At 67.1% G+C, this 25882-nt stretch carries 22 protein-coding genes; 9 read left to right on the forward strand and 13 right to left on the reverse strand.

Features of this window, described 5'->3' with window-relative positions; translation table 11 throughout:
• Nucleotides 1-14 precede the first annotated feature (14 nt).
• Both OU416_RS09630 and OU416_RS09635 read right to left on the reverse strand, forming a co-directional pair.
• Nucleotides 15-284: a DUF1876 domain-containing protein gene (locus OU416_RS09630; RefSeq protein ID WP_270926522.1), complete on the reverse strand. Its 270-nt coding sequence runs from the start codon at nucleotides 282-284 to the stop codon at nucleotides 15-17.
• Nucleotides 285-290: 6 nt separating this feature from the next.
• On the reverse strand, nucleotides 291-701 hold the full coding sequence (locus OU416_RS09635) for a DUF3040 domain-containing protein (RefSeq protein ID WP_270926523.1): 411 nt from the start codon (nucleotides 699-701) through the stop codon (nucleotides 291-293).
• A gap of 119 nt (nucleotides 702-820) precedes the next feature.
• On the opposite strand from OU416_RS09635, the gene OU416_RS09640 reads away from it, so the two are divergent.
• A complete protein-coding gene (locus OU416_RS09640; protein WP_270926524.1) occupies nucleotides 821-1651 on the forward strand; it encodes a universal stress protein in 831 nt (276 codons plus the stop codon).
• A gap of 5 nt (nucleotides 1652-1656) precedes the next feature.
• On the opposite strand, the gene OU416_RS09645 is transcribed toward OU416_RS09640, so the two are convergent.
• A complete protein-coding gene (locus tag OU416_RS09645) occupies nucleotides 1657-2544 on the reverse strand; it encodes a universal stress protein (RefSeq protein ID WP_270926525.1) in 888 nt (295 codons plus the stop codon).
• Between the two features lie 159 nt (nucleotides 2545-2703).
• Between OU416_RS09645 and OU416_RS09650 the strand changes: the two genes are divergently transcribed.
• Nucleotides 2704-3702, forward strand: a complete 999-nt coding sequence (locus OU416_RS09650; RefSeq protein WP_270926526.1) for an Acg family FMN-binding oxidoreductase — start codon at nucleotides 2704-2706, stop codon at nucleotides 3700-3702.
• A 62-nt stretch (nucleotides 3703-3764) separates the two neighbouring features.
• Here OU416_RS09650 and OU416_RS09655 read toward each other — a convergent pair whose 3' ends face one another.
• The 3 genes from OU416_RS09655 to OU416_RS09665 all read right to left on the reverse strand — a co-directional run bounded on the left by OU416_RS09655 (nucleotide 3765) and on the right by OU416_RS09665 (nucleotide 5599).
• Nucleotides 3765-4634, reverse strand: coding sequence for a universal stress protein (locus OU416_RS09655; RefSeq protein ID WP_270926527.1), 870 nt, complete (start codon nucleotides 4632-4634; stop codon nucleotides 3765-3767).
• Between the two features lie 91 nt (nucleotides 4635-4725).
• Nucleotides 4726-5154, reverse strand: coding sequence for a CBS domain-containing protein (locus OU416_RS09660; RefSeq protein ID WP_270926528.1), 429 nt, complete (start codon nucleotides 5152-5154; stop codon nucleotides 4726-4728).
• Nucleotides 5155-5383: 229 nt separating this feature from the next.
• Nucleotides 5384-5599, reverse strand: coding sequence for a hypothetical protein (locus OU416_RS09665; RefSeq protein WP_270926529.1), 216 nt, complete (start codon nucleotides 5597-5599; stop codon nucleotides 5384-5386).
• A 229-nt stretch (nucleotides 5600-5828) separates the two neighbouring features.
• Between OU416_RS09665 and OU416_RS09670 the strand changes: the two genes are divergently transcribed.
• Nucleotides 5829-8312 carry a heavy metal translocating P-type ATPase gene (locus OU416_RS09670; protein ID WP_270926530.1) on the forward strand — a complete coding sequence of 828 codons (2484 nt, stop codon included), beginning with the start codon at nucleotides 5829-5831 and terminating at the stop codon, nucleotides 8310-8312.
• Nucleotides 8313-8454: 142 nt separating this feature from the next.
• Here OU416_RS09670 and OU416_RS09675 read toward each other — a convergent pair whose 3' ends face one another.
• On the reverse strand, nucleotides 8455-9237 hold the full coding sequence (locus tag OU416_RS09675) for a DUF1963 domain-containing protein (protein WP_270926531.1): 783 nt from the start codon (nucleotides 9235-9237) through the stop codon (nucleotides 8455-8457).
• 861 nt (nucleotides 9238-10098) lie between these two features.
• Here OU416_RS09675 and OU416_RS09680 point away from each other — a divergent pair.
• Nucleotides 10099-11724, forward strand: coding sequence for a DUF262 domain-containing protein (locus tag OU416_RS09680; RefSeq protein WP_270926532.1), 1626 nt, complete (start codon nucleotides 10099-10101; stop codon nucleotides 11722-11724).
• A 71-nt stretch (nucleotides 11725-11795) separates the two neighbouring features.
• The gene (locus tag OU416_RS09685; RefSeq protein WP_270926533.1) at nucleotides 11796-14846 is read left to right on the forward strand and encodes an SNF2-related protein; all 3051 of its coding nucleotides are present in this window, start codon (nucleotides 11796-11798) and stop codon (nucleotides 14844-14846) included.
• Nucleotides 14847-15010: 164 nt separating this feature from the next.
• On the opposite strand, the gene OU416_RS09690 is transcribed toward OU416_RS09685, so the two are convergent.
• Together OU416_RS09690 and OU416_RS09695 are read right to left on the reverse strand one after the other, a co-directional pair.
• Nucleotides 15011-15667: a YdcF family protein gene (locus tag OU416_RS09690; RefSeq protein WP_270926534.1), complete on the reverse strand. Its 657-nt coding sequence runs from the start codon at nucleotides 15665-15667 to the stop codon at nucleotides 15011-15013.
• A gap of 10 nt (nucleotides 15668-15677) precedes the next feature.
• On the reverse strand, nucleotides 15678-16901 hold the full coding sequence (locus tag OU416_RS09695; RefSeq protein ID WP_270926535.1) for a helix-turn-helix domain-containing protein: 1224 nt from the start codon (nucleotides 16899-16901) through the stop codon (nucleotides 15678-15680).
• Between the two features lie 437 nt (nucleotides 16902-17338).
• On the opposite strand from OU416_RS09695, the gene OU416_RS09700 reads away from it, so the two are divergent.
• The 4 genes from OU416_RS09700 to OU416_RS09715 all read left to right on the forward strand — a co-directional run bounded on the left by OU416_RS09700 (nucleotide 17339) and on the right by OU416_RS09715 (nucleotide 22544).
• Nucleotides 17339-19492, forward strand: coding sequence for a B12-binding domain-containing radical SAM protein (locus OU416_RS09700; protein ID WP_270926536.1), 2154 nt, complete (start codon nucleotides 17339-17341; stop codon nucleotides 19490-19492).
• A gap of 25 nt (nucleotides 19493-19517) precedes the next feature.
• Nucleotides 19518-20582 (forward strand): aldo/keto reductase, encoded by a 1065-nt coding sequence (locus OU416_RS09705; RefSeq protein WP_270926537.1) that lies wholly within the window; start codon nucleotides 19518-19520, stop codon nucleotides 20580-20582.
• Nucleotides 20563-21117 carry a class IV adenylate cyclase gene (cyaB, locus tag OU416_RS09710; protein WP_270926538.1) on the forward strand — a complete coding sequence of 185 codons (555 nt, stop codon included), beginning with the start codon at nucleotides 20563-20565 and terminating at the stop codon, nucleotides 21115-21117. The genes OU416_RS09705 and cyaB overlap by 20 nt, the downstream gene beginning before the upstream one ends.
• A gap of 161 nt (nucleotides 21118-21278) precedes the next feature.
• Nucleotides 21279-22544, forward strand: a complete 1266-nt coding sequence (locus OU416_RS09715; RefSeq protein WP_270926539.1) for a DUF1173 family protein — start codon at nucleotides 21279-21281, stop codon at nucleotides 22542-22544.
• A 51-nt stretch (nucleotides 22545-22595) separates the two neighbouring features.
• On the opposite strand, the gene OU416_RS09720 is transcribed toward OU416_RS09715, so the two are convergent.
• The 4 genes from OU416_RS09720 to OU416_RS09735 all read right to left on the reverse strand — a co-directional run bounded on the left by OU416_RS09720 (nucleotide 22596) and on the right by OU416_RS09735 (nucleotide 25865).
• On the reverse strand, nucleotides 22596-22934 hold the full coding sequence (locus OU416_RS09720) for a hypothetical protein (protein WP_270926540.1): 339 nt from the start codon (nucleotides 22932-22934) through the stop codon (nucleotides 22596-22598).
• Nucleotides 22931-23734 carry a class I SAM-dependent methyltransferase gene (locus OU416_RS09725; protein WP_270926541.1) on the reverse strand — a complete coding sequence of 268 codons (804 nt, stop codon included), beginning with the start codon at nucleotides 23732-23734 and terminating at the stop codon, nucleotides 22931-22933. Before OU416_RS09725 ends, OU416_RS09720 begins: the two co-directional genes overlap by 4 nt.
• On the reverse strand, nucleotides 23731-24045 hold the full coding sequence (locus tag OU416_RS09730; protein WP_270926542.1) for a TSCPD domain-containing protein: 315 nt from the start codon (nucleotides 24043-24045) through the stop codon (nucleotides 23731-23733). The genes OU416_RS09725 and OU416_RS09730 overlap by 4 nt, the downstream gene beginning before the upstream one ends.
• 227 nt (nucleotides 24046-24272) lie before the next feature.
• Entirely contained in the window at nucleotides 24273-25865 is a 1593-nt protein-coding gene (locus OU416_RS09735) for an aminotransferase class I/II-fold pyridoxal phosphate-dependent enzyme (protein WP_270926543.1), read from the reverse strand.
• Between the last annotated feature and the right edge of the window lie 17 nt (nucleotides 25866-25882).

Consider the following 25882-nt stretch of genomic DNA (forward strand, 5'->3'; position numbering starts at 1 on the left):
CGCTGGAGGCGGTGTCAGCTGTGCAGGTGGGCCGGTTCCCCGGTCAGCTGTTCCACGTCGGTCGTCGCCGCTCGCAGCAGGTGGTGGGCCAGCTCGAACAACGCGCGCGCCGCAGCCAGCTCGGCCCCGATCTCCGGCACATTGGTGTCGTCGGGGTTTCGCTTGGCCACACCCGCGCCTTGAAGATCGGTCGCGTCTCGCGTGCGCAGCCGTGCTTTCGCGGACGTGCGGTCGTCTTCCTCCGTGAGGTCGATGTCGACCGACCAGTGTTCTGTCTTGAGCATCGCGCATCACTCCGATCGAACTCGCCGACCGGAGCACGCGAACAGTGCTGCAGCGAGGCTCCCGGCGACCAGGAACGCCGCGCCTTCGGCCAAGACGAGGGAGACCAGTGCGAGGAAAGCCGCCACCGAGCCGAGCGCTCGGCCCAGCGTGAACCATGCCAGGACACGCACCATCAGGCGGGTTTGGGCCATCCTGCGCGCGAAATCCGGGTCCTCGGAGCGCAACCGCAGCTCGATCGCGTCGAAGAGTCGCCGTTCGTGGCGCCGCAACATGGAACCTCCAGGCCGACGAGCACGGAAACATTGCGCCAGAAGCATGCCCGAACGACGAGCGCGTCGAACAGAGCCGATGGGCCCTGCGTCCAAGTCGCTCAGCACGTGCACGCGGCGATCGAGGTCGGCGAGCAGCAGCGACATCGCTCGACGTCTCACGGTGGCCGCACGTAGATCTCGACATCAGAGTCCAACGGCCCCGTGCGGCGGTGCGGGTCCGGGTACCCGAGGTGCACCCAGTACGTCCGCGGCAGGGAGTCGACATGCATTCGGGTGGGCAGGTGGTCGTCGGGGTGGACAGCTCGACAGGGTCGCTGGCAGCTGCCACGTGGGCCGTCGAGGAAGCCGAGCTCCGACGGGTCGAGCAGGTGCAGATCGTGATGGCCACCGGGGACCGGTCGACTGATGACGAAGCCTGGGAAACCGTCAGCTCAATCCTGAGCCGCTTCAGCTCCCGTCAACCGGGCCTGGAGGTGACGGCGAGGGTCGTGCACGGCGACCCGGCGGACGTGCTGGTCCAGCTCTCCGACACCGCGGAGCTGGTCGTGGTCGGCTCACGCGGGCGCGGCCCGCTGGCCGCGACGCTGCTCGGATCGGTCAGCGCCAAAGTGGCCACCCACGCCCGGAGCCCGGTCGTGGTCGTCCGCGACCACCGCAGCGACGGACCGGTGGTGGTCGGCCTGGACAACTCCCCGCGCAGCCGGGCCGCACTGCGCTACGCGCTCGATGCCGCAGCCCGCTACGAGTGCGAGCTCCTGGCCGTGCAGGTGTGGGAGTACGTGGAGCCCACGCCCATCGTGCCGCCGTTGGAGCACGAGCTGGTCGAACTACGCGACGAAGCGCTGCGCGGCCTCGCCGAGCAGCTGTCCGGTTGCGCCGAGGCTTACCCGAACGTGCCGGTTCACAGGATCGCGCAGCGAGGGCACCCGGTGGCCGAACTCGCCGCCGCGGCTGAAGGAGCTCGTCTGCTGGTCGTCGGGCACCGCGGTCGCGGCGGGTTCGCCGGGCTCCTGCTGGGCTCGGTAGCGGCGGGCGTGCTGCATCACGCTCCGTGCCCGGTGGCCGTAGTCCGCGACGCAGCGGCGGATTCGTGACAAGCTCACCCAGTTCGCATGATTGCGACCGGGCACCGGGCCCGGTTCACGACAGCGTGGCTCACCGAGCCCAGCAGCGCGCGCCGGAACAGCCCCCTGCCGTGGCTGCCCACCACTACCAGCGCCGCATCCTGTGCTTCCCTGATTAATGCATCAGCGGGTTTCTCCGGGCTGATCGCGCGCCGGACCTTGACATCGGGATAGTGCTCGCCCCAACCGGCCAGGCACGAAGCGAGCACTTCCATCGCTTCCTCGCGCACCTCGGCCCACGGCAGTTCCCAGTGCTGCACCCACGTGAAAAGATCTAGCGGCAGGTCGCTCCACGCGTGCACCGCGACCAGCACATTGCCGTGGCGCGAAGCGAAGTCGTAGGCGAATCCGATGGCCTTGCGGCTCGCCGCCGACCCGTCCACGCCCACCACAACGGGACGCGAATCGGGCTGCTCGCCCGCGCCTCGAATCACCACCACCGGAGCCCCGCTGCGACGGGTCAGCAGCTCCGCCGAAGTAGAGCCCAGCACCCCCATCTCGACCTCGACACGCGGCCCGCCCAGCACCAGCAGCTCAGCATCGCTCGACAACTCCGCCAACATCTCGACCGGATCCCCGAACAGCAACTCGTCGCGCACCTCGAGCTCCGCGTCGATCTCCCGGCAACCCGCGACCAGCTCTCCGAGTTCCCGCCGCAGCATGTCCTGCAACGGCTCCAGCACATCGCCCTCACCCGGCACGACAACCGGGACGCTCTTCTCGAACGGCCAGGTCAGCACATGAACCAGCTGCAACGGCAAACGGCGACCGGACGCCTCGTGCGCCGCCCACCACACCGCTCGGCGGGACTGCGCGGCCAGGTCGTATCCCACCACCACCGGTCTGCGAACGCTCTTCACCATCCGGAACACCCCCTCCCACGCCGGATCCAGGCTGCGGCAGATGAGCGCTGCCGGATCAGAGCACTTCGTCACCAGTGCAGCCCCACCGAGGTCATTGGGCCCTCCCCCACGAGCCGGCACAACAGGCATCGTGAGCACATCGAGCCCGCGGAGGTGAGGATGCCGACGACGTTCCCCGCAGCATTTGGTCTGACCCACTGCCAGGTCGAACAGGTCGTCCGGCTCGCCGGAATGGCCCCGTCGCTGCACAACAGCCAGCCCTGGCGTTTCCGGATCATGCCGCACCTGATCGAACTGCACGCGGACCCGAAGCGCAGATTGCCCGTGGCGGACCCGGAAGACCGGGAACTGCGGCTGGCGTGCGGAGCCGCTCTGTTCAATCTCCGGCTGGCCTTGGCGCAGGCGGGAGTCCACCCGCTGGTGACTCTGCTGCCGCACCTGGGCGCAGTCACGGCGCTGGCGGAGATCCGCAGCGGCGGGCACGAACATCCGCGCCCCGGTGACGTCCAGCTGTGCGAGGCGATCCCCCTGCGGCACAGCCACCGGCAGCCGTTCCAGGACACCCCGGTCTCGACCGAGGACCGGCACGAGCTCGTCCACGCCGTGCAGGAGGAGAACACCTGGTTGCACGTGGTACCTCCGGGGCAACTGGGCACGCTCGAAGGGCTGGTGCACCGGGCACACCGCGTGCAGATGGCCGACGAGCGATACCTGGCTGAGCTGGCGGCCTGGGTCGGCCGTGGTGACGACAGCTCCGAGGGTGTGCCGTTGTCCGCCGCCGGCCCCAAGCCGGGGACCCAGGACCAGTGGGTGAACCGTGACTTCACCGCCGGTCAGACCGAACGTGCACCGGGAACGAAGTTCGAATCCCACCCGCTGCTGGCCCTGCTGTGCAGCCGCACCGACGACCAGGAGGCCGAACTGCAGTCCGGACAGGCTCTGCAGCGGCTGTGGCTGACCGCGACTGCGCGCGGGTTGGCCGCCTCGGTGATCTCCCAAGTCCTCGAACTGCCGGAAACCCGTCAGGAAGTCCACGATCTCCTAGGTGGGCACGCGGCACCGCAAGCACTGCTGAGAATCGGGCACGGGACGACCACCTCCGCCGCACCCCGCCGCGAACCCGCCGAGCTGCTCATCGACGGGCTTGGGCAGGGTTGACCCCGCGCAGCGCGGGTCTCCGCCAGCTGCTCGTCCGGGAGCAGCACCTTGCGAGAAGGTCGTCAGGGGGTTGGTTCCGCGTCTCGTTCACCCGCATCACCTCGCCCGCTGTAGAAGGCGGCGTCCTCACCGTGGTGAGTTTCAGCGACGACGGCCACCGGGCAGTCCGCCCGGTGCAGTGCCCCGTGGGCGACCGAGCCGAAGCCGAGTACCGTGCTGCGGTGTCCGAGCACCAGCAGCTGCGCCGACGCAGACGCGCGGCTCAGCTCCTCGGCCGGATTGCCGCAACGAACCTCGATGCCGAGCTGGACTTCCGGGTACCTGGCCGCCCAACAGGTGAGGTATGCCGCCACCGCGCTACGTGCATGATCCACTGTGGACAACAGTGGACCTGAGGTCTCAGATCGGGTATGCCTGCCGACAATCGGTTGCCACACGTGCACCCCGAGCAGCGAGGTCCGCCGGATCGCGGCCTCGGCGAAGGCAAACGGGACGGCATCCGACCGATACGCCGGATCCGCCACTCCGAACACCACCGGCCCCAAGGCCGAACCAGTCCTGCGCCTCGGCACAACCACCACCGGACAGCTCGCCCTTTCAACCGCTGCCCGGCTCACCGAACCGAGCAACGCTTCCCCGAAGGCGCCACGGCCACGTGAGCCCACGACCAGCAGCTGCGCATCAGCGGACTGCCGGACCAGCGCATCTGCGGCGAAACCGGGAATCACAACTCCGGTCACATCGATACCGCGGTGTTCTCGGCGGCATCGCTCGACGACGCCGCGCACCACGGCCCAGTCGTGCGAGGTGATCGAGTCCTCCACGGTCACCAGCCACAGCGGCGCACTGCGCAGGGCCGCTTCGGCCGCCGCCCACGTCGCAGCGGTCACCGACTCCGCAGAACCGTCGATTCCCGCGAGCACGCGCCGCATTCGTCGTTCCCTGCCCTCCTGGAGGTTCTGCCATCAGCTCCTGGCACCGGCAGGACGTCCGAACCGCGCCGGGCTTCGCCAAGGACACCCCTCAGTCCCCTCTCCCTTCGTGCTCCACACGTTCGCCCGGTTCCGAAGGGCCCTGGGCGATGCTGCGGACGAGATCAACCGCGGTGAGCACCCCGCGAACACACCCGTTCCGCATGACCAGAACCCCGTCGGTCCGCGCGTCGATCATGCTCTGTGCAGCCACTTCAATGCCATCAGACGCCTCCACCGCGGGCGCCGGCATCGAGCACAACGAACCAACGGTCACCACCGTCTTCGGGTACCAGGCAGCAATACCCCGCAACAGATCTGCCGTGCTGACCAAACCCACCGCCCCATCATCAGCCACGACGGCAAGATGATGGACTTCCCGCGCGTACATCTCGTACAACGCCCCCATCGCGTCCAACTCGGGCCGGACAGCGACCACAGGCGTACTCGCGAGGTCCAGCGAACTCCTCCGACTAGTCATGTCCCACCTCGAAGACCACCCGGAGCAACCGTCTCGCACCCCCTCGACCAGAACCAGAGGAGTTGGTCACGACCGAACTCAGAGCGCGGCGAGGACAGCTTCCACCGCCGCAATCGAATAGTCGTTCCGCGTCGCGGCACTTGAAGGCAGTGCCGACGTCGAGTCAGAGGGCTCAGCGGAGAGCTCGGCAGGCCTGTGCCGGCCGTACGTGCGGGGCCGGCGGGCAGCATCAGTTCTCGCTGCCGCCGGTCATGCCCCACATCATCAGGATCATCATCAGCACGCAGCCGGCCGCGATGAGCACGAAGCCGGCGTTGACCACTCCGGTGGCGACCAGGGCGATGGCGATCGCCAGCATCGGGATGCAGCAGACGATCATCGTCCAGTGCCACCACCCGCGGTGCTTGCCGCCGGTGCCGGGCTCAGGTCCGGACGAACTGGTCATCGCCGCATGTCCGATCACGATTGCTCTGGCGTGTTGTGTTCAGAACGGGCCGCCTCACGGGTACCTCCAGGGCGTATATCCCTAGTGTTGGGGGGTCCCGAGTCCGCCATTAGAGGCGAACGGCCCGGACAGGTGTTCACATTCCCTGGCCGGTGGAAGGTGCTGATGCGTCTTGAGACGCATGAGTCGCTCGTTGACAGGTGTGCTGTTGCCCCGGGGGAAGGCCTACATGTCTGTTGTCGACTTGGTCGTGCTGGTCGCCGCCTTGGCAGCCGTGGGCGCAGTGGTCTGGTACTTCTTCGGGCCCCGGAACGCCCATTCCGCCGAGTTCGTCGGCGGGGTGCAACGCGTCGAGGTGACGGTCAGGGGTGGGTACCGGCCGGAGACGATCCAGGTCCGGCAGAACACGCCGGTTGAGCTGGTGTTCAACAGGCAGGAGGAGGGCGACTGCACCTCTCGCGTGGTATTTGCCGATCTCGGCGTCACGGCCGCACTGCCCGCGTTCACGCGGACCTCGGTGCGCCTGATGCCCACGCGAGCGGGGACGTTCGGGTTCGCCTGCGGGATGAACATGATCCACGGCAAGCTCGTGGTGGTGCCTGATGGACAGGCCGATGGCGAGGTACCGACGAGGGCCGGACCAGCCGCCCCCGCCCCGGTGGTGACCAGCGCGGGGGCGGCCGAGGAAGAGGCCGCGCAAGCTGCCGAGCGCCGAGCGGAGATCAAGGACTTGACCCGGCGGGTGGTCGTGGGCGCGGTGTTGACCATGCCGGTGCTGTTCGCGGTCATGACAAGCGAGTTGTTCCACGTCGGCTGGATGCCGGCGGTGCTGCTCGACCAGCGGCTGCAGCTGGCTCTGATCACGCCGGTGATGGTCTACGTGGGCTGGCCGATCCATCGCAGCGGATGGCTGACGCTGGCGCATCGCAACGCCGACATGAACAGCCTCATCACGTTGGGCACCGTCGCGGCCTACGGCTACAGCCTCATCGTCACCCTCGCTCCTGGCGCGATCCCGTCCGAGGCGCAGGAGGTGTACTTCGAGGCCGTCGGGGTGATCCTGACGCTGATTCTGCTCGGTCGATTGTTCGAGGCCCGTGCCAAGGCCGGCACCGGGGAGGCCATCCGCGACCTGCTCGGCATGCAGGCCCGCACCGCCCACGTGATCCGTGACGGAGTCGAAGCCGAGATCCCGCTCGAGGAGGTGGTGGTCGGCGACGAGATCCTCATCCGGCCCGGGGAGAAGATCCCGGTGGACGCCACCGTGCTCTCCGGCGGTTCAGCGGTGGACGAGTCCATGGTCACCGGAGAGCCGATGCCGGCGACCAAGCGTTCCGGGGACACCGTCATCGGCGCCACCCTCAACGGCACCGGTTCGTTGCGGGTGCGGGCGGCCAAGGTCGGCGCGGACACGATGCTGGCCCAGATCATCCGTCTGGTGCAGGCCGCGCAAGCCTCCCGCGCACCGATCCAGCGCCTGGCCGATGCCGCCTCCGCCTACTTCGTACCTGCCGTGATCGTCATCGCGATCATCGCCTTCGCCGCATGGTTCATCGCCGGTCCGCCTCCGGCAGCAACCAATGCTCTGGTGTCCGGGGTGGCGGTGCTGATCATCGCCTGCCCCTGCGCGCTGGGACTGGCCACCCCGTTGTCGATCATGGTCGGCACCGGCAAGGGCGCGAAAGCGGGGATCCTGATCCGCTCCGCCGAAGCGCTGGAGACCGCGCACAAGCTCGACACCGTCGTGCTGGACAAGACCGGCACCATCACCCGAGGCGCACCAGCTCTCACCGATCTCCACGTCACCGGAGACCACGACGAGCAGGAACTGCTCGCCCTCGCCGCCGCCGCCGAGACCGACAGCGAACACCCGCTGGCGGCCGCGATCGTGGCCGGGGCTCGGCGGCAGGACTTAACGGTGCCACCGGCAGCGAACTTCACCTCGATCACGGGCAAGGGCGTGCGCGCCACGGCCGCGGGCCACACCGTGCTGGTCGGGACCAGAACGCTGCTGGCTGAAGCGGGAATCGACACCAACGAGCTCGATCGGCCCGCTGCCGCGTTCGCGAAGCAGGGCAAGACCGCGATCCTGGCCGCGCTGGACGGCCGGCCCGCTGGTGTGCTGGCGGTGGCCGACACGGTCAAGGACGACTCGGCAGCCGCGATCACCGCCCTGCACCGCCTCGGCATCGAGACCGTCATGATCACCGGGGACAACGCGCGCACGGCCACGGCCATCGCCGGACAGGTGGGGATCTCCCGGGTGCTCGCCGAGGTGCTCCCGGAGCACAAGGCCGACGAGATCCGCCACTTGCAAACCGAAGGGCGCCGGGTGGGCATGGTCGGCGATGGCATCAACGACGCCCCGGCGCTGGCGGCCGCGGACGTGGGGCTGGCGATCGGCACCGGGACCGACGTCGCGATCGAATCCGCCGACATCACCCTCATCTCAGGTTCGGTGAGCGGCGTTTCGACCGCGATCCGCCTGTCTCGGGCGACCATGCGCAACATCCGCCAGAACCTGTTCTTCGCGCTCATCTACAACGCAGTCGGCGTGCCCATCGCCGCCGGTGCGCTATACCCGGTGCTAGGGCTGCGCCTGTCGCCGATCCTGGCTGCCGCAGCGATGGCACTGTCCTCGCTGTCGGTGGTGGGCAACGCCAACCGCCTGCGCCGCCACCGCATCGCCCAGTCGAAGGCACCGGATCGTTGATCGGCCACTCTTCGGCACCGGCGGTTCGGGAGCTGCCAGTTCGCCGTCCGCTGCGAGGTGACCGTGCTGGTCGGCTGGCCGCGACCAGCACTCCTCCGCAGAAGTCCGATGAGGACTTGCCGGACGTCCACCGCCTCGACGATCAGAAGGCGTCCACGTACACGTACACCCGGTCGAAGCGGAGCGCGGCCAGATCGGCCCGGCGAATCACCCAGTGGAACAGGGCCGACTCCAGCTCGTCGCAGTCGTCGTCACCGCGCCAGGTGGCCAGCAGCGTCCACTCGTCGTCCGCGGCGGGAAGCGGCACCTCGTCCTGGGCCGCCTCGACCGGATCCCAGTTGAACAGGACCGGCTCCCCACCGAGCTGGAACCGCCAGCGGGGACGCCAGCCGACCACGTGCGACCACGCGGACTCCAGCTCCGCGGCCTGCTGCGACTCCTCGTCGTCGTCCTCCTCGTGCCAAGGCCACGACCACTGGTGGAAGCAGAAGTCCAGTCGTCCACGGCGGTAGGTGCCCGCACCGTCATCCGGGGCGCCCAGGTGTTCCGCCGACGGCGTCCCGGCCGGTACGTAGCGCACAGCGTCGGCGGCCACCGCCCCAGTGCCCGGCTCGGGATCTGCGAAGAACAGCAGTCGGCCCTCGGAGGGCAGCGGCAGGTCCGTCGCTCCGGGCGGCAGGGCAGCGCAGTCGACGGCCCCGACGAACGCGGCGGTCGGTGCCGGGGCGCCCTCGGGCAGCGGTGGATTCCCTCCGGTCAGCGCAACTACCGGGCCGGGGCCGTCCGCAGCGAGGTATATCGCGGGGCGGGCAGTGCGTATGTGCGCTTCGACCTCGGCGGCCGGAATGCCCCGAGCGGCGGCCTCGGTGCGGAACCGGGCGGCCCTCGCCTCGTGGGTTTCGTCAGCGATCTCCGTGTCTGTCATGGGCCGAATCTATGGCCCGCCACCCCAACCAAACAAAACCGCCACTCGGCGCCAGAAAACCTGCTGTTCAACACTCGGCCCCACGCACGCGGTGACCTGGCGCTGACTCCCCTGCACCTTCTCGTGGCTCTGATCTTGGAGTCCTGGTCTCCACGTCCGGCATGACTTTTCCCCCGCCGAACGCATGATCCGGGGGGGGTGTCACCGGGCCTGGCGGCATCGATGGGACGCCGATAAAGGCACGGCCGCGTCACGACGCCCCCGAAGACTCATTTCAATTTGCACTGACAAAACAGTTTCAATCAAACGACTAGCGGCACAGCAAGCGGCGGTTACAGCCCCTTGGCCATCCGCCAGGTGCGCGCTACCAAAACCCCGGCCGGACCAACCGACTCGACACGGATTCGCTCGAGCAGCGTGTTGCGCTCGGCGAGGAGGTCGCCGTACCTCGAATGGAGAGCCGGTACCACGACTCCACTAGCCTGCGCGTCTCTCCACCCCACCCCGACCAGATCGGCGCGACGGACCACACAGCCGCGACGACGCGACCACCCAAAACGTCGCGCACACGGTCTTCACCACTCCAGGAGCTCATGCACGCCGCTCACCTCGTGGGGCCAGGAATCCACTCCACAAGCCTGTTCGGGCAACCTTGAAAATTCGACGACAGGCCGCGCTTCGACCCGTTTCATCGTCATTCGTTCGGTGGTATTGGATTACCTTACCGTTGTTAGCGTGACCGTTGATGCCACCCCTCAGTCACTTTTATGAATCTCGCGCCACTTTCGAGTGAGGCCGTTTGTTTCTATCCGCACGTCGACCCCGAGCCGTACCGTGTTCGACCTGACCTGGAGGTGCAGGGTGCCAGACAAGCCGGAACGGATGACAGTCCGCGAGTTTATGACCTTGGCTCAAGAGGGCCAGTTCGACGTACTGGAGTTTCAACGGATCTTCAACCGAGACGTGATGTGGGTGCGGCACCTGATCGACTCCTTTCGCCGCAAGATTCCGATCAATTCCCTTCTGCTGTGGGAACCGGCTAGTGGCGCATCGCCAGCGGCCGGCCGGTATCGGGACCGGTCGGAGGCGAAGTGGTGGATTGTCGACGGCCAACAGAGGTGCGCTGGCACGCTGGCTGCATTCGGGGCCCTCCCCGGTTGGATGCCAGCTGATCGTTGGGCCGCATGCGGAGGGGATCGGTTGGGCGTCATGCTGACGACGAATCGTCGCGGCGAGGTGGTAATCGCCGAGGGCCGGCACCGCGGGCCGCAGGTGTCACTGGCAGACCTGCTGGTCGCCAGCGAGCAGAAGGCACTCCCGGAAGCACTCGCCAAGGCCGGCTTTCCCATGACGGACGCGTCGGCACTGGAGTTCGACCACTTCCTCGCAGACGTCCTGAACGCACAGCTGTTGCTGGAATGGTTACCCGACGACATTGATGATCCTTTCCTGGCCTTCAAGCGCCACAACAGCCGGGCGACGCAGCTGTCCCTGAAGCAGGAGGAGCTGGAGCTGTCGCTGTTGGCCAGCTGCTTCGGGCCCTTGCTCCGCAACTACATCGACCCAGCACTCGATGAGGCCGCAGCGCAGCACCTGGGCAAGGCGTTCACCCGCAGGCGACTCAACAATGCTCTTCAGCTGATGCTGCCGTCCGATCAGCGCAAGCTGAACGCCGTACGAGCCGACGCGGAGACAGTCGAAGACGCAGCCAAGCGGGTTCGCCAAGTCTGCCCTGTCGTGATCCGCTACTTGCACGAACACGGTCTCGTGCACGACGAGGTCATCTCCGCGCCAGGCGTCGTCGATATTCTCATGGCTCTCTTTGATCGAGTGCCGCACGCCAGCGCCGATCTGTTCCCGATGCGCTGGATTGCGCACATTGCCGCAGGCAACCTGTTCTTCGGTCGTCCGAGCACTGCGCGCGACACGCTGAACGTCGTGCTCAACGGCGGTTCCTATGAACAGATCCAGGCTGGGATCGCTGCGCTGGTTCCACCGGGGCGGCCAGCTCCGTACACGGAGGAAAGATTGCATCCTACACCGAAGCAGAAGACGAGCTTCGGCACGAACGGGACGCTGTTCTCCATGACGAGCGCACACCCCGTCGGCACGATGCGCGACCTTGCGGTGGACGACCTCTGGCATCCAAGCCCGCGCATGCGGCTACGCCCCTTGTGCGAGGAGCACATTGCGGGACTCATGTCGCACTACACGTTCATGACCGACACGACCTTCGAGATCATCGCCAGCCACGGAGGATGGACCTACGCGGCAGCCGAAGAACTAAAACCGGACGATGACGCACTGGCCGCGCACTGCTTGCTGCTGCCGCCTCGTCAGCTTCAGCCGAAGGACGTGGCCGACTGGCTCCAGGAGAACCGAACACCGCTGCTGGCCCAGAGAATCGAGGCTTTCCTCGACGATGTCGGGCCACTCCGAGACGACCCCGAACCAACCTCCTCCGCTCCCTGGGGACCAGGGCGATGAAGGAGCCACGACACGTTGAGCACGAACTCGTTCTCGTCAATGAATCCAGCACGTCGATCAGTGTTGGACTCATGAAGTGGATGGAGTCCTACGCCAAGCGCAAGCGGAGCGCCATTACGCTGTTCACCGGGTTCGTGAGTGTTCGAGGGCTGGTTGAGATTCTTCCCGCACTGCACAAACTCCATAATTCGCGCGTTCCGATCAGGCTACTCTGCGGAGTGAGCCAACCCGACGACGTCACCATCCTCATTGGACTTCCAGGTGTTGGCCACGAACCCGACCTCGCCAGCCTGCTGGACAAGGCAGATACGACCCTGCACGCGGAGATCAACCACATTCCAATCTCCCGACAGCGCGGCATGGCACTGCTGGAACTCACGAGCCTACTCAAGGACGGGGCCATCGAGTGCCGCCGTGAAGAACGCCGGATGATGCACGCCAAGGGACTGCTCCTGCCGGACACGGGAGAAGCAGTCATCGGATCGGCCAACCTGACGCTCTCCGGATCACGGTGGAACCGCGAAATGGCCGCGTGCACCGAACGAACCGCCGCGCCAGTCGCTCAGCAGTACCTCGACGAGTGGTGGAACGAGGCCGTGCCCTACGACCTCGCGGGCATCATCCGCAGAAGATTCGTCCCCTATCGGCCAGAACTGATCTATCTGACCATGCTCTACCACATCTTCGGCGATGAAGTCGATCACCAATCCCAGCTCCCGCTGACCGGCTGGCAACGCGACGGCGTCGCCAAGGCCCTGCAGATCCTCAACAGACTCGGCGGCGCCCTCCTGTGCGACGACGTTGGGCTGGGCAAGACCGACGAAGCCCTCGCGATTGCGCTGCACGGAGTGGAGCACAACTGGGGGCGCGTTCTGATCGTCTGCCCGGCGAACCTGCAGCAGATGTGGACGGACACGTTCCAGAAATGGCCGATCCCATTCAACGTCATCAGCTACGACAAGCTCGTACGTGAGGTGATCGGCGATCGGGACTCCGGCGACCAGCGATGGATCGACTACGGCTTGATTATCTGTGACGAGGCCCACCACTTGCGCAACCCGGAGCGTCAACGCGTCGCAGCTGTGCGCAAGGTCCTGGCAAGCCAGAAACCACGCCCGCGGATCCTGCTTCTCACAGCCACACCGGTGAACAACAGCTGCCTGGATCTCTACGAGCTGCTATGCCTGGCAGACCCGAACCTTGAGAAGCACTGGGCTCCTGTCAACGCGGCAACCTCCCAGCGCTCGAAGGGCCGATCAGGCCCCGGCTGGCGGATGTTCGCGGTGTGCCGGCATCCCTTGAAGTACGCGCCCAACGATCAGGCTATGCAGAACTTCTACCGCGAACTGGATCGTCGAATGGTGCGTCGTAGCCGCTCGCTGATCACTTCGGCATACCCGGAAAGCGCAACGCGATTCCCGCACCGGGATCACAAACCTCTCCACTACTGTCTCACCGCGGACTACCGGCGGATGCTGGGCGACGTCCTGGATGCGCTCGGCGCTGGAGCCCTGCCAGATGCTAAGCGACAGCTTCGTGAACTTCGTGGATCACGTCGCCGCGTTCAACCGCTGACGCTCGCGGCGTACCGGACCGAAGAGTACCGGCGAAGCACGAGCGCCAAGCGCGTCCCGCTGGCCCCGTTCATCAAGTGCATGTTGCTCAAGCGGCTCGAATCATCACCTGCGGCGTTCGCGAGCACCACCCAGCGGCTCGCCAACCGGATCGAGGTGCTACTGCAGTACCTCGAACAAGGTTGGGTCCTCACGCCCGGCCCCGAACTGGGCCGTCGACTCACCAAAGCGTTCACCACGGGAATCATGGATGAGGAACTGCTCGACAGCGACGATGACACGGCCGCCGACGCCTTGGATCGCTTGATCAATCAGATCGACGATGCTGACCGGCAACCAGCGTCGGACTTTGAAACAGATCGTCTCCAGTCCGACCTCACCCATGACCGAGACTCACTTAGGTGGATGGCTCGAGCTGCTGGCCGCGCCACCACTGACGATGCGAAGTTCTCGGTCCTGCATGACCTTCTCCGCCACCTTGCCAGGAACCATCCCGGCGAGAAGACCCTCATCCTGACCTGTTCTCGGAAGACAGCTGTCGATCTTCATGCCAAATTGGAGACCGCGATAGAAGTGGACCCGGACCTCACGGTCTATAAGGGCCGGACTGCAACGGCCGCGCCGGAGAATCCCCTGACCAAGGACGCCCTCCTGGGAACTCTGGCCAACTTCGTCCCCCGTACGGCAGCGGGACTGAACGGCACTGTCCGGAGCACCCCTCCCGAGGACCTCTACGACCTGCTCATCGGTACCGACCAACTGGGCGAAGGACACAATCTTCAACAGGCGAGCATCCTCATCAACTACGACCTCCCCTGGAACCCGCAAGCCCTCGGCCAACGCATCGGACGTCTCGACCGGTACGACTCCGAACATGACACCGTGCACTGCTTCAGCGTCCTGCCAGACACAGCGCTCGACCTCGTCCTGAAGCTGATGTCCATCCTTCAGGACAAGATCGCGGCAGCAGCCTCCACCGTCGGGGTCCCCATTGCGCTGCTTCCGCACTCCATCGAGATTCCCCGCGACTACGCCACGGTGTTAGCGCACCTCGGACACATCGAGCATCCGCCGCCGCTCGGCCCCTACGAGCGAGCGCGTACCGAGCTCGGGAATGCATTGCGCATCCCGTTCATCCGCAAAGCCATCGAATCCGTACCGCCCGGAGCCGGTGCCGCTCACCCCCGCTGCCCAGTGACACCCGAAGCAGTCTTCTGCTTCCAGGTGGAAACCGACGCGGGTGCAGAACGTACAATGTGCCACTTCGTACAAGGTCGACGAAAACCCACCAACACAACCTTAGTTGACTGCTTGAACCGCTGCGAAGTCATCACAGACGACTGGTTGAGCGAAGCGGACCACCAACTGTCCAAACTAGATGAAAAAACTGATACACACCTTTTCCACAACCTACTGTGGACTCTGGTGGATCCAGCCCGGACTGCCGTCGCCGCCAGGCACCGGATCCCGCCCGAGGAAGCCCTAGAACGGGTCCAGTTACTGACATGGATGGCGTTTCTGCCATGGGGAAACCCCAATGATTCGTGAATCGAATCGTACGCAACGTCGCGGTGAGAAGCCGGAAGCACCGAGACCAGCTCAGGGACACACACGATAAAGCCCGGAAGGACCGACGCCCCACGCGGGCTCGGTATGGTGTCACGGGTTAGCAAGCCCCGCTGATCCTACGCCATGGCGAATCCGGCTCAGGGTCAGATCAGGCGGCTTGTGTAGCCTGCCTCGACGAGCCGGTGGTAGGCCGCGTCGACCTCAGTCGGGACCTCCTGCGGGATGGCGAAACCCCGCTCGGCGTAGGCGGTGATCCTCTGCGTGTCGCCGACGAGCATGTTGATCACTCGGTTGACGTCGCCGATGCTGGCGATGTACTCGTCGAGCGGCAGTGGTCGGGAGGAGCACACGACCTCGACTTCGGGCCAGACCTTGCGGCAGGTCGCGTAGGCCCGGCGCTGCTGATAAGGCCGGGAGATCAGCATCACGGAAGCAGGCTGCTTGCCGGCATCGGCAAGCACTTGGCGTGTGTTGGTGAGGTTCTCGCTGGTGTTGGTCGCTTCGGTCTCGATCGTGATCGCCTCGTCGGGCACACCGAGACGGATCGCTTCTTCACAGTAGTGGACGGCCTCACCGCGGGGGAACCGTTCGATGGTCGTGGGTGCGTTCGCACCGGTGAACACGATGTGCGGGAACATGCCCTGGCGGTACAGCTCGGCGGTGTGGATCGCGACGCCCAGATCATGAGAGCCGAGGCCGATGCCGATGTCGCAGCGGCGCGGTGCGTGTCCCATGTCGTGGTAGTCCCACAGCTGCTGGACGTCGGCTCGCAGGTCCTGGGCAAGCTCGGTGGTTCCCATGCCGGGGACTCTACGGGCGTGGGTCGGTACCGTGCACACCCATGCGGTAGGCGAGCTCGATAGCCCGGGTAGGAGCGCGGGGAAGCCGGATCATCTCCCGCACCAGAATTCGGGAAAGCCGGTGGTAGTGGACCTGTTCGGCGGCATAGCGCTCGGTTTCGAGCAGCAGTGCTAAGGCGTCATCGGTGCGGTTCCACCGGACATAGGCGCGTGCGGTCTCAATAGCGTGGCGGACGCGGCGTTCGATGGGCAGCGCGCTGGTGTCGATGCGGGGCCCGATGTCGACGGCGACCTGGACATCGCCCAGTTCCATGGCCGCGGTGACCCGGTGGATGTTGACGTTGGTGGGGCCGAACGCGGTCCACACATGGTTGGCGTCATGGCCGAGCCGGGTCGCGGCCTGGTCGGCCTCGGCGAGGAACGCGGTGGTGTCGGTGCGGTCTTCGCGTCGGGAGGCGGCAACCACGCCGACCAGGTGCAGCGTCCCGTACACCGACAGGTACTCGGGGGTTGCGCGGCTGAGGCCGGGTTCGAGGCGGTCCGCGGCGGCGCGGGTGAGTGCGACAGCTTGTTCGAATTCTCCGATCGAGATCAAGGCGTGGGCCACGGAACGGTACAGCGATCCGATCACGAGGTCGTTGCCGCTGGTGTGGGCCTCGGCAAGTCCGCGGCTGGCCGAGATCGACGCCAGGTCGGCCTCGCCGAGCTTGGTCAGGAACGCGGTAGCCAGTTGGTGTGCGCTGGCGGCCAATGCGTGGGCACCCAGTCCGTCGTCGCTGCCCTGTCCGTAGTGCTGGCAGGCGGTTTGGGCATCGGTGATGAGCAGTGGGAGTCGTTGCGTGAGGCGGGCGTAGCGGGAGTTCTGGTAGTCGCCCCACTGCGTGGCGATCTCCGATGCCAAGGCGGTCAGGCTGGGCGGCTCTCCTGGCTGCGGGCCGGTGAGGAACTGCCGGTGGTCCATCAAGGCCACTCGCAGCGCGGGAACGGTTCGGCGGCCGGTCTCATCGGCCCACGCCATCAGCACCGGCTCACCGATCAGATCACCGAGGGAGACATCCAGAGCGGAGGCCAGTCGCCGCAGCACGGACAGCCGATCGAGCGGGAGCACCGCGTGCTCGACCTTGCGTAGCCAGTCCTCGCTGCGCCCGACCAGGCCGGCCAGCACCGCCTGGGTCAGGCCGCGCCGCTGTCGGTAGAACGCCACGCGCTCACCGATGGTCATGTCGTCGGTCATCCCTCGCACGGAGTTCAACTTTCCAGTCCCAGAGATACCGAACCCAGAGAAATCCTCCCGGTTCCCCCTGACAGACGCATTTAGCGTCCGTTCCAGCACATCAGCCGGCAAAGCCAGAAGCGGTCACGACTGCGATCACGGAGGCACGGGGAATGCGACCGGGTTCTCCTCGCGCGCTACTTCTGGCGACATCGGCTCCAGCTCCTGCCGTGCCGATCGTGCCCCGACCGGTCGGCACGGCAGGTTCCCACCGCGGTCAAAACGTGAGCCTCGGTGACACGTCGGCTGAGGCCGTGGCGCGTGTGCTGAGTGTCCGCACTGCCCGTGGCGGCCTCCGCCACGAACTCGTACCTCACCCGCCTTCTCGGCATGGACCCGGAGCGGGTGCTTCCTGCCCTGAAATACCTGTTTCCGCAACGACATCACCGGAGGATCGGATGCGCGCTCTGCGCCTGTCTCCACGTGATCGGCTCGCCCATGCCCTCGCCCATGTCACCACCACTCTGCCCGCCGCTGGCAGCGCGGTGTGGTCCACGCCGCTGGCGAACCCCGATCACATCCACGCAGCGCTCCGCGAGCACGTCGACGGGCGGACGGTCGTGGTGACCGGCACGCTGGACCGACGGCTGGCCCTGATCGAGCACGAACCGGGTAATGCCGTAACCAGCTGCTGGACCGTGGCTGACCTGTCCGGTCAACCGCACAGCACCCGCGTGTGGCCGGCCTGGACCGCCGAGCACATGACGATCAGCGACTCGGACAGCTGGCTGGCCACCGCGGAAATCACCCGGGAAGGACGCCATCGGCTGCTGCGGCCACGACTTCTGCTGGCCTCGCTGTACCACCCGGAGAACTTCCCGCTGCCTCGCTTTCCGCTGGCGATCTCCGATCTCGCGCGGGCGGCCCGCGCTACCCTGCTCGGTCAGGTCGAGCTCATGGACATGCAGCTCGGCGTGTCCATGGAAGACATCCTCGCCCGCGTCGCCACTGGCGGGATCGACATCGTAGGGATCTCGGCGACCTTCGGCCAACACGACCTGATGGCCCACTTGCTCGACGAAATCACCAGCGCGCAGCGCCCACCGATGGTGGTCGCAGGCGGCAGTCTGACCGCCCGCAACGAACAGTTCCTGCTGGAGCGCTACCCGGAGCTGATCATTGGGCGCGGTGCCGGCGAGCCCACCATCGCTGATGTGCTCGCGCACTGGCACAACGACCTTGCCGTGTCCCACATCCGCGGCGCCGGTTACACCGGCGCCGCTCGAGGGAAAGGCACGCTGTCGATCGGAGCACGCCGCCGCAGCGCAACCGTCGCGAATCGGCTGCAGACCGACATCTGGCCCGAGCTGGACCTCCTGGACAAGACCTTCGCCCACAACGGAGTCGCCCAGCTCGAATCGAGCCGTGGCTGCACGAACTTCTGCTCGTTCTGCCCTCGGGGCCACAAAGGACAGTGGTCCGGTGCGGAACCGGACGCGTTGCCATGGCTGCTGAAAGAAATTGGTGCGATTGCCGACCAGCACCCGCACGCCGGGCGAATCCTGTACCTCGTCGACGAGGAGTTCATCGGCCGGGGCCCGGACGCGGAATCCCGTGCCCTGAAGGTCGCCGACACACTCCACCAGGCCGGATTCGCCTGGGAAACGTCCTGCAGGGTCGATCAGGCCGTGCGGTTGGACCAAGGCCGGGACTGGCACATCCAGCGCGGCCATCTGTGGCGAGGCCTGGTCGACCGCGGGCTACGGCGCTGCCTGTTCGGCGTCGAGTCGGGCGTGACCTCCATCCTGGAACGGTTCAACAAGGAGACCACCAGTGCCCAGAACGTGCTGGCGATCCGCACCCTGACCGCACTCGGGGTGCCACCCCGGTTCACCTACATCACCTTCGACCAGCTCATGACCCTCTTCGAGCTTCAGCAGACCTACGCCTTCCAAGGGCGCACCGACCTGCTGATGCGTCCTCAGCCCGAGCTGAGCGTCGAGGAGATCGTCGATGGTGTCCGGGACCAGAACTGGGTGGCCGAGCACACCACGGGTCTGCCGTTCTACACCGGCATCAGCTACATGCTCGTGTCGATGGAATGCCTGATCGGCGCCGCCTACACCCGCAAGGCAGAGGCCTCGCGGCTCACCGGGGCAGTCGACCCGTCGATGGGGCGGGTGCACGCCCGCTTCGCCGACTGGCGTATCGGCGTGGCCTCGCAGTGGGCGCAGCTGTGGATCGACCGCAACTTCGCCTTCGACTACACGCTCAAGAGCATGGAGAAGATCCTTCAGGGCCGCCCCTACGAACTGGTCCGCGAACTCCGCCGGAGCATCAAGACCGCCGCCTATCAGCTGCTCGGCGCCCTGATCGACGCCGCGGCCGCCACCGATCTCCGGCCGCACCGACCGGAGGAGCTCACTTCCCGGTGCGCGGCTCTGGCCGAGGAGTTTCTTGCCGCGTTGGCGGCTGAGCTCGAGACCGCCCTGGGCCCGGTCAGCGACGGCCTGCCCGATCGGCACCGGCAACTCCTGCATCGCGAACACGACCGCTGGGCAGAACCCACGACCTGGCGGTTGATCAACGCTGCCGACCCCTGCGGAACCTGACCCGGACCGGAAGGAGAATATGCGGATGTCCGTGCAGCGCTGCTTTCTGCGCGGCCTGGACGCCGAGGTCTCCGTCCTCGGCGCCGGCTGCTGGACCATCGGCGGCCCAGCCACCAACCGGGGTCTCCCGATCGGCTGGGATCACATCGAGGAAGAAGAGGCCTTCGCCGGGCTCGCTCGCGCCCGCGAACTCGGTGTCAGCCTGTTCGACACCGCCGACGTCTACGGCCTCGGCCGGTCCGAACGCCTACTCGGCCGTCTCCTGCGCGACACCCGTCGCGCAGACCTGGTGCTCTCCAGCAAGGTCGGCTACTTCGCCGGCACCGCCTGCCACCCGTACCACCCCGACCAGATCCGCCGCCAGTTCGCCACCACCTTGGACAACCTCGGTACCGACTACCTGGACCTCTATTTCCTGCACAGCACTGACTTCGGGGACAACGACCAGTACCTGGCCGGCGCGGTCGAGGTGATGCACGACCTTCGAGAACAAGGTCTGATCCGCGCCGTCGGGATACGCGCACCGCACACCTTCGCCGAACAATGGGCCGCCGGCAACGATGAGCACGCAGCGACCATCACCCGATGGTTGCACCTGTTTCACCAGATCCATCCGGATGTCGTGACCGTGCGGTACAACGTGCTCAGCCCCCGCTACACCGCGCAGGAGACCGACATCTTCACCTTCGCCCGCCGCCACCACGTCGGCGTGCTCATCAAGCAAGCCCTCGCCCAGGGCCTGCTGCTGCGCGACCCCGCCTGCCCGCCACCAGTGTTCAGCCCAACCGATCACCGCTCCCGGGATCCGCAGTTCCAGCCCAGTGCGCTGGCCACGCTGGACCGCAAACTCGCTGCCCTGCGCACCAGGTTCGGCACCACACCGGCTGCCCTTGCCCGGATCGCTGTCGGCTACGCCCTCCAGCACGCTCCCGACGCCGCCGTATTGCTCGGATTCCGCAACGCCGACCAGATCACCACCACACTCACCTGCCTGGACAATCCGCTCAGGCAGGACGAGATCGACGACATCACCGCGCTATTCCATCACCACAATGAAAGGCTGGCTTCCCGTGCAGTACATCGAGATTGAAAAGAAGTTCGCCCTGCCTGACCCGTCCGCTCTCCAGGACGCGCTCGAACAGCTCGGCGCCAAGCCCAGCGAACCGAGTCGGCAGATCGACGTCTACTACAACGCCCCGCACCGCGACTTCCTCGCCTCCGAAGTCATCTCCGACTGGTTGCGGCTCCGCACCGAGGACCGTGGCTCCTCGCTCAACTTCAAGCGTTGGTATCCCGTGGAGGCCGTGACCAAGACTCACGCCGACGAGTTCGAGAGCCGTGTTAACGACGTCGAGGCCGTCCGCAGGATGCTCGAAGCACTCGACTTCCAGCCGTTGGTCACCGTTGACAAAACCCGTCTGGAGTACCGGCTTCCCGACGTCGAGGTCGTCTTCGATCACGTCGTTGATGGCGGTGACTTCGTCGAGTTCGAGTTCAAGGGCGACGCGGAGAGCATCGACGACGCTACTGAACGACTGGAGCAGTTCATCGCATCCCTACAGCTCGACCTCGGCGAGGAAATCAACCGCGGCTACCCGCACATGCTGCTCGGCCGCGAACACTGACCGCCCATCGCACTGCGGGCGAGCACCCACTTCGCTCAACCGTCCGCCCGACCTTTCTGCGGTCGTCTGTGGTGGAAGTGCGCACGACAGTGGAGCCGTATCCTGGGAGGATCGCTGTAGTAGTTGGAGCAGCGAAAGCCTCTGGCGGGAGGACGTCGGTCATGGCCTCTTTCCCTGGTGGTGAGCCCACCGGTGTGCCGGCTACGGGCGAGGTTTCGACGGGTTCCCAGGTGCGGTTGGCCGACCAGGTCGTCGCGGTGGCGGCGCTGAAGAAGAACCCGGATCGGTACACGAGGCTGTTCGGGCGGGCCCGCAGCGAGTTCGGGCACGCGGTGTGCTTGTGCCGGGATGATCAGGTCGTGAGGCTGGTGATCCGTTGCCGGGAGGGGCGGTATCACCTGGCGAACTGGCCGTCCAGCGGGCACCAGCACGCGCCGGGCTGCCACTGGTTCCGCAGTCCGGCCGAGGTCTCGGGGCGCAGCACGTACTCGGCGGCCATCGTCGCGGGCAAGGAGGGCACGTCGATCCGGCTGTCGGAGGAGCTGACCGTCACGGGTGTCTCGGCTGATCCGGCGCCGAAGCCGGTCACCGCTGGTGCCGGGCGCAGCAGCTCGGTGAGCACGGGGCGGCGGTCGGTGGGGTTGCTGGCGCTGCTGCACTGGCTGTGGGAGTCCGCGCAGCTCAACGTGTGGCATCCCCACGGTGGGCGCCGGAACTGGCGTGCGTGTCGCGGTCTGCTGGCTGAGCAGGCCCGGGACTGCACGGTCAACCGGCGGCCGCTGGCGAGCGCGTTGTGGATCGTGCCCGCCTTCGATCGCGAGCGCGCCGACGAGCTCAACGCCGCCTGGGAGCGCTTCCTCGGCCGCTTGACCAGCACCGGGCGGACTCACCGGCGGGGGCTGGTGCTCGGTGAGGTCCGCGCGGTCGAGCCCACCGAGTTCGGCGTGCGGGTGAAGTTGGCGCACCAGAGGTCGGCGTTGTTCGGCACTCAGCAGCTGATGGACCGCGTCCAGCGGTCCTACCCTGCCGTTTTCAGCTCGCAAGCCGAGCGTTCCGGTCGCCGCCAGGTGGTGTTGTGCCTGGTCTCGCGCAGCCGCAAGGGTTACCCGATGATCGAGGACATGGCGGCGATGCTGACCAACGACGCCTACGTGCCCTGCGATTCCTCCCACGAGGCGGAGATGGCCGATGCCCTGGTGGCCGCCCGCCGGGCGTTTCTCAAGCCGCTGCACTACGACGGCGGTGCGGTTTTCCCCGACTTCGTCCTCGTCGACTCCGAGCCGGAAACCTTCGTCGAGGTCTGGGGTGTGCAGGGCCGAGCGACCTACGAGGCGCGCAAGCGGGCCAAGCAGGCCGCCTACCGCGAATCCGGGAAGAAGCTGCTGGAGTGGGACGTGCGTGGCCCGCTGCCCGACGTCACCCGCTAGAACCCGGCGCCGCCGGGTGTCCTTCTGCGGAACCCGAGTGTTGGTGGGCGGTCAGGTGATCGGCTCCAGCGGGCCGAGAACGGGGGCGCTGAGGGTGTTTGCGCTGGAGCGCAGCTGCTGGGCGAGTTCGGGCAGTGCGCGTCGGGTGCGTGCCCACGGCCGCGCCGCCGTGCTGTGTTCGTCGAGCAGGACGGCGGTGCGGTCCCGGTCGTTGGCGATGGCCGCCAGCACCAGCGGGAACAGCTCTTCGGTGAGCCGCGGCTCCCACCGTGGTTCGAGCCCGGGCACGTCGCTGAGGTCGGTGCGGATCAGCTCGAGGAGGCGCCTGCGGAACCACTCTAGGATTTCGGCGCGGTCGAACTCGGTCTCGCGGTTGTGCTCGGGTGTCATGGTCGATCCTCCGGGGTGTGTGCGGGTGGATGCGGGCGACGGTGGCCGGGCGGTTTCCGGGCCACGATGGCCACGTAGTGGTCGTTGAAGGTGATGTCGACGCAGGGGTTGTCGTGGCGGATTTCGGCGATACCGGCGTTGAGCTGGCCGTCGTCGAAGTGAGTCAGCAGCGACATGTAGCGGTCGGCCACCATCGCCAGGTACTTCTCGGTGGGCATGGTGACGGTGTGCTGCTCGTCGTGGAGCGCGACCTGCAGCCCGCAGTCGGTGAGAATCTGGGAGGCGGCCTCGGGGGTGAAGTGAGCGGTCTCGAAGCGCTCGCGGGCCGCGCTGAACAGCGGATGCCCGAGCTGCGGCGCAAGCATGATGACGACCAGGCGGCCGCCGGGCGCGAGCTGGCGCGCCAGGCCCGCCAGGGTGCTGCGGCGGCGGTGCCGGGGCACGTGGTGCATGGATTCCTTGAGCAGGATGACGTCCCATTCCTCCTGCCCATCGGCGAGTTCTTCAGCGGTGGCGTGGCGGCGGACCAGCCGCGGGTCCAGCGGGATCCGCGCGAGCAGCTGCGGCGAGGGGCCCGCGCAGACCACCGGGGTGGTGGTGTGCGCGGCCAGGTGCCGCGCGTAGAGGGCGGGGCCGGATCCGACGTCGAGGAGCCGGTCGCGGCCGGCCAGGGCGGTGTGGTGGCGGATCCGGCCGGTCATCCAGGTGATGAACCCGCTGTTGTAGCGCCAGTGCTGCAGGAAGCGGGGGGCGAGCCGGTCGTAGTGACCGACCAGCTCGCCCCGCGTCTCCTCGCTCATGCCGCGGTGGCGGGTTCGGCGATGCCGAGGCTCACCAGGCGTTCGGTGGGGAGGGTGTCCAGCGCGATCCGGCGCGCGAGGTAGTCCATCGGGCTGGAGACCCGGCCGATGTCGGGGTCATCGCTCAACCCGGACGGCTCGAACCGGGTGTTGAGGAAGGTGCGCACGAACTCCTCGACCGGCATGCCGTGGCGCAGCGCGGTGGTGAGCAGGTGGGCGACAGCGTCGGTCATGCCGGCGCCGAAGGTTCCGTGCTTGGCGGTGGCGAGGTGCACCTCCACGAGGTCGCCGTCGGCGATGTTGACCGTCACGGCGAAGTCAGTGCCGGCGATGGAGACATCGCGCCGGATACCGACTCGGCGGCGTGGCATCCGGCGCCGGGTGATCGTCGGAGTGACCGATGCGGGGGTGACAACCTCGGACAAAACGTTACTCCTCAACACAATTTGTAGGGTTACCGAATGTGGTGATCCACTATATGTGGGGGTGATCGTAGCGGCGGGTCCCGACGCTGCGGCTGTGGCACGCCGCTACCCGATCAGGTCATGTGCCCGGTGCGCACGGTCGCGGGCGCGACCTGCTCGGCGCGGCGCAGGGCGCCGTCGATGACCGCTCCGGCGTCCGGGCCGGACAGGGTGAGGGCGGCCTCGCGTAGCCGGGCCACGCTGATCCGCAGAGTCTCGTCGTCGACGGCGACGCTGAGCCGCAGCACGAACTCCGGCGCCTCGGTGCTGACCCTGTAGCCGGAGAGCTCGCCGGGGAGCAGGGCCAGGCCGCTGGCGCGGCGGTGCGGGTCGTAGTGCAGCAGCAACGCGAGCATGTCCACACTGGACTGAATCCTTCGGTCGCCGAGCAGCCGTGGGTGGATGCGCAGCGCGACGTACCAGCCGCCTTGCGGCGGGATGATCCGGAACACCGGGCGGCCGAGCTCGGTGTTGAGCGCGTCGAGCTGGTCGCTCAGCCACCGGAGGCGCTGCTGGTAGCGGTTGTTCCAGTCGTCGATCCAGCTCTGCGGGGTCAGGGCGAGGGCGGCCGCGGCGGTGAGTTCGTCGCCCTGCGGGATGCGCCCGTGGGAGAGCATCGTGGCGTAGTGCGCCATTCCGGTCCGCAGTGCCCGGTTGCTGGTGTGGGCGAAGGCGACCCGCGCGGTCGGGAGCGCGAAGGTCTTCGAGCTGGTCACCACCGTCACGGTCCACTCAGTCATCGACCCGAGCTCCGGGGCGCCGAGGTCGGTGCCGGTGACCGAGCCGATCGGGGTGGGCCGCACCGCGACGTCGAGGTAGCTGCCGATGTAGACGTCGTCGCCGAGCACCCACACCGGATTCGCCGGGTGGCGGTGGTTGTGGGTCAGCACCGCCTCGGCGATGCCGTGGGCGCGGGGCTCATCGAGCACCTGGCCGTCGACGTTGTTGACCAGCGGCACGTAGACGATCCGCCCGGCCACATCGCTGGTGTGCTGCAGCCACGCGGCCACCGTCTGGCCGGTGAGCTCGTTGGCGGTGTCGATGGTGCCGCCGAACACCGGCGGGACCACCCGCAGCGACTGGTAGTAGCCCACCGGCGCCAGCAGGCGCCCGGACATGCGGTGCACGCGTTCGTTCTCGTGCCGGCACATCACCGCACCGCAGGCGGACATGAACACGCCTTTCGCGCCGCCGCAGCAGATCATCACCTCGAAAAGCCCTGCGGGAATCCCCGCCTGCCGCAGGTGCGTGACGGCCACGGCGCGTGCTTCCTCATCGAAGCCGGAGGACCCGCCGCGGTACTGGCCGAGCCGGTGCGGCCGCGCGGCCAGGCGGGCCAGCAGATCCCGCGCGGATTCCCCGTCCCGGCGGATCGTGGCCGCCAGGACCGCAGCGATCGCGCGGGTGCTGATCCGCGGCTGGTGGGCGAGGTCGAACCGCAGCAGATGCTCGGGCATCACCTGCGCTCCGTTGGATCCCGCGCGGTGCCCGACGTAGGACAGCAGTCCCCTGCCCTGGTCGAACAGGTGCCGTCCCATTCCCAGCACCACCGGATGCGGGTCCGGGGAGCCGTGGGAGCCCTTATGCAGCGCGACCAGGTCGTGATCGCGCTTGGCGTCATCGATCAGGTCGTAGACGACGCTGTACAGGTCTGCGAACCGCTGCATCGGAAACCTCGGTGTCT

It is taken from the genome of Saccharopolyspora indica (genome assembly GCF_027853965.1).
GTDB lineage: Bacteria > Actinomycetota > Actinomycetes > Mycobacteriales > Pseudonocardiaceae > Saccharopolyspora > Saccharopolyspora indica.

Coding starts and splice junctions, on each gene's coding strand:
- OU416_RS09695 (WP_270926535.1), bottom strand. CDS start 16,901: ATGACCGACGACATGACCATCGGTGAGCGCGTGGCGTTCTACCGACAG.
- OU416_RS09655 (WP_270926527.1), bottom strand. CDS start 4,634: ATGCGGCGCGTGCTCGCGGGAATCGACGGTTCTGCGGAGTCGGTGACC.
- OU416_RS09645 (WP_270926525.1), bottom strand. CDS start 2,544: ATGGTGAAGAGCGTTCGCAGACCGGTGGTGGTGGGATACGACCTGGCC.
- OU416_RS09685 (WP_270926533.1), top strand. CDS start 11,796: ATGAAGTGGATGGAGTCCTACGCCAAGCGCAAGCGGAGCGCCATTACG.
- OU416_RS09650 (WP_270926526.1), top strand. CDS start 2,704: ATGCCGACGACGTTCCCCGCAGCATTTGGTCTGACCCACTGCCAGGTC.
- OU416_RS09705 (WP_270926537.1), top strand. CDS start 19,518: ATGTCCGTGCAGCGCTGCTTTCTGCGCGGCCTGGACGCCGAGGTCTCC.
- OU416_RS09700 (WP_270926536.1), top strand. CDS start 17,339: ATGCGCGCTCTGCGCCTGTCTCCACGTGATCGGCTCGCCCATGCCCTC.
- OU416_RS09660 (WP_270926528.1), bottom strand. CDS start 5,154: ATGACTAGTCGGAGGAGTTCGCTGGACCTCGCGAGTACGCCTGTGGTC.
- OU416_RS09670 (WP_270926530.1), top strand. CDS start 5,829: ATGTCTGTTGTCGACTTGGTCGTGCTGGTCGCCGCCTTGGCAGCCGTG.
- OU416_RS09715 (WP_270926539.1), top strand. CDS start 21,279: ATGGCCTCTTTCCCTGGTGGTGAGCCCACCGGTGTGCCGGCTACGGGC.
- OU416_RS09725 (WP_270926541.1), bottom strand. CDS start 23,734: ATGAGCGAGGAGACGCGGGGCGAGCTGGTCGGTCACTACGACCGGCTC.
- OU416_RS09720 (WP_270926540.1), bottom strand. CDS start 22,934: ATGACACCCGAGCACAACCGCGAGACCGAGTTCGACCGCGCCGAAATC.
- OU416_RS09640 (WP_270926524.1), top strand. CDS start 821: ATGCATTCGGGTGGGCAGGTGGTCGTCGGGGTGGACAGCTCGACAGGG.
- OU416_RS09735 (WP_270926543.1), bottom strand. CDS start 25,865: ATGCAGCGGTTCGCAGACCTGTACAGCGTCGTCTACGACCTGATCGAT.
- OU416_RS09635 (WP_270926523.1), bottom strand. CDS start 701: ATGTCGCTGCTGCTCGCCGACCTCGATCGCCGCGTGCACGTGCTGAGC.
- OU416_RS09675 (WP_270926531.1), bottom strand. CDS start 9,237: ATGACAGACACGGAGATCGCTGACGAAACCCACGAGGCGAGGGCCGCC.
- OU416_RS09665 (WP_270926529.1), bottom strand. CDS start 5,599: ATGACCAGTTCGTCCGGACCTGAGCCCGGCACCGGCGGCAAGCACCGC.
- OU416_RS09690 (WP_270926534.1), bottom strand. CDS start 15,667: ATGGGAACCACCGAGCTTGCCCAGGACCTGCGAGCCGACGTCCAGCAG.
- OU416_RS09630 (WP_270926522.1), bottom strand. CDS start 284: ATGCTCAAGACAGAACACTGGTCGGTCGACATCGACCTCACGGAGGAA.